This is a genomic window from Leucobacter sp. M11, assembly GCF_035726885.1.
In the GTDB taxonomy this organism is placed as follows: Bacteria; Actinomycetota; Actinomycetes; order Actinomycetales; family Microbacteriaceae; genus JAPFRB01.
The window spans coordinates 153780-158189 of the sequence record NZ_JAPFRB010000005.1 but is presented as its reverse complement, the minus strand read 5'-3'; the positions used below and the strand labels follow the sequence as shown (position 1 = coordinate 158189).

At 69.5% G+C, this 4410-nt stretch carries 4 protein-coding genes; 2 read left to right on the top strand and 2 right to left on the bottom strand.

Annotated elements, in window-relative coordinates; genetic code table 11:
* On the top strand, window positions 1-839 hold an 839-nt coding region (locus OOT08_RS16080), incomplete at its 5' end, for a DNA gyrase C-terminal beta-propeller domain-containing protein (protein WP_325093835.1).
* 75 nt (window positions 840-914) lie between these two features.
* Here OOT08_RS16080 and OOT08_RS16075 read toward each other — a convergent pair.
* Window positions 915-2987, bottom strand: coding sequence for a DNA gyrase/topoisomerase IV subunit B (locus OOT08_RS16075; RefSeq protein ID WP_325093834.1), 2073 nt, complete (start codon window positions 2985-2987; stop codon window positions 915-917).
* A 250-nt stretch (window positions 2988-3237) separates the two neighbouring features.
* Here OOT08_RS16075 and OOT08_RS16070 point away from each other — a divergent pair, with 250 nt between their 5' ends.
* Window positions 3238-3459, top strand: a complete 222-nt coding sequence (locus OOT08_RS16070) for a DUF7455 domain-containing protein (RefSeq protein ID WP_325093833.1) — start codon at window positions 3238-3240, stop codon at window positions 3457-3459.
* An 82-nt stretch (window positions 3460-3541) separates the two neighbouring features.
* Here OOT08_RS16070 and OOT08_RS16065 read toward each other — a convergent pair whose 3' ends face one another.
* Window positions 3542-4162, bottom strand: a complete 621-nt coding sequence (locus OOT08_RS16065; protein ID WP_325093832.1) for a hypothetical protein — start codon at window positions 4160-4162, stop codon at window positions 3542-3544.
* Window positions 4163-4410: the final 248 nt, after the last annotated feature.

The window sequence follows — 4410 nt, the reverse complement described above, 5'->3', positions numbered from 1 at the left end:
GCCCCGCGAAGCACGGGGCCCTGCTGGCCAGCCTCGACACGAGCGCGCGGGCCGAAATTGGGGCCGTGCTCTCGGACGGCTCGCTGCACCGCTTCTCCCCCGTCGACCTGCCGCAGGTGCCCGGGGCGAGCATCTCCTTCGCCGCCGGGGTGCCCCTGCTGGACTACCTCGGCGTGCCCGCCCAGGGGCGGCGCGTCGTCGGGATTGTCCCCCTGGAGACGGAGACCCCGATCGGGCTCGTCACCGCGCAGGGCGTCGTCAAGCGGGTCGTGCTCACGGAGCTGCCCGCGAAGCCCGACCTCGAGGTCATCACCCTGAAGGACGGCGACCGCCTGGTCGGCGTGTCCCCCGCACCGGACGAGGCCGAGTTCGTGTTCGTCACGAGCGATGCGCAGCTGCTGCGCTTCGCGGCCGCCCTGGTTCGGCCGCAGGGCCGCCCCGCGGGCGGCATGGCGGGCATCCGGCTGTCCGACGACGCCCGGGTGATCTTCGGCGGGGCCGTCCCGCCGACCCCCGAGGGCACGGACCCCGTCGAGGACCAGGTCCTCGTGGTCACGGTTGCGGAGAGCTCACTCACGCTGCCCGGCGCGGACGTGTCGACCGCGAAGCTCAGCGACTGGGAGGAGTACCCCGCGAAGGGCCGCGCGACGGCCGGGGTGCGCGTCCAGCGCTTCCTGAAGGGCGAGGACCGCCTCGCCGCCGCCTGGGTCGGCCGGGGCGAACCCCGCGCGCTCGGACCGGACGGGGCCGCGCGCAAGCTCCCCGCGGAGCTCGGCAAGCGTGACGGATCCGGCACCCCCATTGACGGCGCCGCGGGCTTCGTCGGCCAGGCTCCCTAGGGCCAGCGGATCAACCAGCTGTGGCGGCTCACCCCGAGGGGTGGGCCGCCACAGCGCTTTGCGGCGTCGCTCGACCTAGGCGTCGATCCGGTCGCGGTCGAGATCGTCGGCATTTTCGATGATGAACTCCTTGCGCGGGGCGACCTCGTTGCCCATCAGCAGCTCGAAGCTCAGCGCCGCCTCGTGGGCGTCCGACATCCGGATCCGGCGCAGCAGCCGGTGCTCGCGGTCCATGGTGGTCTCCGCGAGCTGATCGGCGTCCATCTCACCCAGGCCCTTGTAGCGCTGGATCGGTTCCTGATACTTCTTGCCCCGCTTCTTCAGGTCGGCGAGCAGCGTGCGCAGCTCCGCCTCGCTGTAGGTGTAAATGACCTCGTTGGGCTTCCGGCCCGCGTGCTGCACGATCACGCGGTGCAACGGCGGCACGGCCGCGTACACCCGCCCCGCCTCAAGCAGGGGGCGCATGTAGCGGAAGAACAGCGTGAGGAGGAGGGTCCGGATGTGCGCCCCGTCGACGTCCGCGTCGCTCATGATGATGACGCGCCCGTAGCGGGCCTGCTCCAGATCGAAGTCCCGGCCAGAGCCGGCCCCGATGGTTTTAATAATGCCGCCGCACTCGGCGTTGGAGAGCATGTCGGCGACCGAGGCCTTCTGCACGTTCAGGATCTTGCCGCGGATGGGCAGCAGCGCCTGGAACTCGGAGTCGCGCGCGGGCCGTGCCGTGCCGAGCGCGGAGTCACCCTCAACGATGAACAGCTCGGTGTCCTCGACGTTTCGGCTCCGGCAGTCGATGAGCTTCGTGGGCAGGGAGGAGCTTTCCAGGCTCGTTTTCCGGCGCTGGGTATCCCGCTGGGCGCGCAGGGAGACGCGCGCCTTCATCTCGGAGACCATTTTTTCGAGCAGCTGCCCCGTCTGCGCCTTTTCGACCTTGCCGGTGGCGGCGAACTTCGCGTCCAGGTGCTTCGTCAGCACGCGGGAGACGATGGCGCGCACGGCGGCGGTGCCGAGCACCTCCTTCGTCTGTCCCTCGAACTGCGGCTCGGGGACGCGGACCATGATCACCGCGGTGAGCCCGGTGAGAATGTCGTCCTTCTCGATCTTGTCGGTGCCCGCCTTGAGCTTGCGGGCGTTCGCCTCGACCTGCTTGCGGAAGAACTTGACGAGGCCCTGCTCGAAGCCCGTGACGTGCGTGCCGCCCTTCGGCGTCGCAATGATGTTCACGAAGCTCTTGAGCGTGGTGTCGTAGCCCGTCCCCCAGCGCAGCGCGATGTCGACCTCGCACTCGCGCTGGACCTCGGTGGACACGAGCGCGCCCGCCTCGTTCATGACGGGCACGGTCTCGGAGAACGTGCCCGTGTCGGTGAAGCGCCAGGTGTCCGTGACGGGGCCGTCGGCGGCGAGGTAGTCGACAAACTCCGCGATGCCGCCGTCGAAGGCGAAGCGGTGGGAGACCGGCTCCGCGCCGCGCTCGTCCTCGACGGTGATCGCGAGGCCGGGGACCAGGAACGCGGTCTGCCGGGCACGCGAGAGCAGCGCCTCCTCGTCGAAGCTCGCATCGGGGTGGAAGATCTGCGGGTCGGCCCAGTAGCGCACCCGGGTACCGGTGACGCCCTTTTTGACCTTGCCGACCACGGCGGGCGGGCTCGGTTCGTCGAAGGGGGTGAAGGGGCTCGTCGGCTCCTCGCCCGCGAAGGTCCCCGGCTCGCCGTGCCGGAAGCTGAGCGCGTGCGTCATACCGTCGCGGTCGACCTCGACGTCGAGGCGGGCCGAGAGGGCGTTCACGACGGAGGCGCCGACGCCGTGCAGGCCGCCAGCGGAGCCGTACGAGCCGCCGCCAAACTTGCCGCCCGCGTGCAGCTTCGTGAAGACCAGCTCCAGACCGGACAGGCCACTCCGGGGCTCGATGTCCACCGGCACGCCGCGACCGGTGTCCCCGACGGTGACGCTGCCGTCCGCGTGCAGGGTGACGTTGATCTGGTTCCCGTGGCCCGCAAGCGCCTCATCGACCGAGTTATCGATGATCTCCCAGAGGCAGTGCATGAGCCCGCGGGAGTCCGTGGTGCCGATGTACATTCCGGGTCGCTTCCGGACCGCTTCCAGGCCCTCGAGCATGGTGAGATGACGTGCGGAGTAACTGGTATCTGCCACGAACGCGGTTTCCCTTCGGTTGACAACTCTCCACACTACGACACGCGGCCGACATCGCTCCGCCGGTCACCCGGCGAGTGCAAAACCCGCCCAGCTCGCCGCGGGTGCCGGGCCGTGCCGATCGACCGAATGACGTGGCGAATGGTACGCGGTCAGCGAAACACGCCCCGCGCCCCGGGCTTCTCCAGCCAAAACGTGTTTGGATATGTGCAACGGGAAGATACCTTGATCCGACCGCTGAGGAGGAACCATGACGACGCTCGAACAGGAAACCGCAGAGACCACTCTGGACCCGAGGCGCGCACTGACCGGGCTGGACCGTTGCGATAGCTGCAACGCTCAGGCTTATGTCCGCGCGGTGCTCGGCGATTCCGAGCTGCTCTTCTGCGCCCACCACGGCAATAAGCACGAGGAAAAGCTCAAGCCCCTCGCCTCCGTGTGGCACGATGAGCGCCACCGGCTCACCCCCTAAGCCCACGACGACGCGACACAACGGCCTCACCCCGGGAGTACCCCGGGTGAGGCCGTTGTTCGTCCTGCGGACCGCGCCGGGGCTACGGGGCGGGGTACCCCGCGTCGAAGGCCGCTGACCACTGCGCGAAATCGGGCTCGCAGAGGTACTTGGTGCCGTTGACCATGATGCTCGCGACGTTGCGCTCGGCGGCCTGACGCTCGGCTCCGGTGATCTCCGCGGGGATCAGACTGGCAAACAGCGGGCTCGTCCCGACGTGCGTCTCGAGGGTCGTCGTGTCGATGCGGTGCCCGTTCAGGATCGCGGTCTCGCAGGCATCGGCGGCCAGCGCGAGATAGATGCCCTCCTGCTCCGCGCCGCCCCAGGTGGCACCCTGTGATTCGATGAAGGCCTTCTCCTCGGCAATGAAGGCTTTCTGCCCCTCGGTGACCGCGACGAGGGTGCTCCCGTCCAGCGGCAACTGCTGGTCCCGGATGAAGGCGTCGCGCTCGGCCAGGGCCTTGTCCATGTCCACGCCAGCGGGGGCCGATTCGGACTCCGTCGGCTCGGATTCGCTCGGCGCGGGGCTTTCGGTCGCCTCGCTCGCGGCGGGCTTCGGCGAGTCGCTCGGGCCGGCAGCACACCCGGCGAGCACTGCGCCCAGGGTCAGCGCCAGGGCGGCGGCGGCCGCCCGGGTCAGGGTCGTGGGTCGGATGGGGGTCATGGCTCTCCCTCGGCTCGGTGCGGTCGTGGCCGCACCCGGTGTCGGATGCATCGCTCAGGATCACGGCCTCGACGCCCTCGGGAGGAACGACTCGGGTGCCCAGCTACCCGGATGAGCATCCGGGCCGGTTCAAGCCTAGGGAGGCGCGGACGGGGCGGACGGCGGCTCCGCGTGATCGTTGCCGAAGCGATGCCGTTCCGTTGCCGTTCCGAGATCCAACGCGAACGAACACGACTATGAGCACAGCA